This is a genomic window from Marinobacter sp. bablab_jr003 (genome assembly GCF_016464245.1).
Taxonomy (GTDB): Bacteria; Pseudomonadota; Gammaproteobacteria; order Pseudomonadales; family Oleiphilaceae; genus Marinobacter; species Marinobacter vinifirmus.
In genome coordinates, this window is sequence record NZ_JADARC010000014.1 from 1 (window position 1) to 591 (window position 591).

1 protein-coding gene and 1 pseudogene are annotated in these 591 nt (G+C 50.6%); both read right to left on the bottom strand.

What is annotated here, in order from left to right; translation table 11 throughout:
* Positions 1-76: 76 nt before the first annotated feature.
* Positions 77-514, bottom strand: coding sequence for a formylglycine-generating enzyme family protein (locus tag H3Z84_RS00815; RefSeq protein WP_199455914.1), 438 nt, complete (start codon positions 512-514; stop codon positions 77-79).
* Positions 468-591 (bottom strand): annotated as a pseudogene (locus H3Z84_RS16985) (IS3 family transposase); the annotation flags it as partial. The gene H3Z84_RS00815 and the pseudogene H3Z84_RS16985, both read right to left, overlap by 47 nt.

Sequence of the window (591 nt, forward strand, 5' to 3'; positions counted from 1 at the left end):
CTGGTTGTGAAAGAGCATGCAGGTTAGACTCGGACATGGCGTATCATTCCTCTGTTGGTTGTGATCTTGGCGGTGATCAACCAACAGGATACGCCACCCCTTCAGCCTGCTTCCATACACCAGAAATCACCATAACTCTTCCACGGTTTCTGGCCGCGAACTCCCATTGCGCTTCCGAGGGTAGATTGAACGGTCTGTTCGCCAGTTCACCCAGCCAGACACAATAGTCCTTGGCTTCTTGCCAAGTTTTTGTCCATGCCGGGAGATCCAGCTGAAACAAGTGCTGTCGATCCTCTCTCGCCCTTAACTCTGGTGCGTAAGGCGTTCTGCCCATAATTTCGCGATACAAGTCAAAGTCACTAAGCGTAGTTTCGAACTTGGACAGATAGTAGTCGTCTAAGGTTACCTTGTGGGCATAATCGTTGTCTGGCGAGAAATCGGCGTTGCAGATGTAGTGGTCAAGTGTTTTAGGCCACCGTCTTTTGAGCTTTCCAGTAGGCTTGCTCAGCCACATTCGGCGGCAGTCCTTCGTTATGCTTATGCGGGCGAAGGGCACTGTAATAACCGATCATGTAGTCCGTTATTGACTGC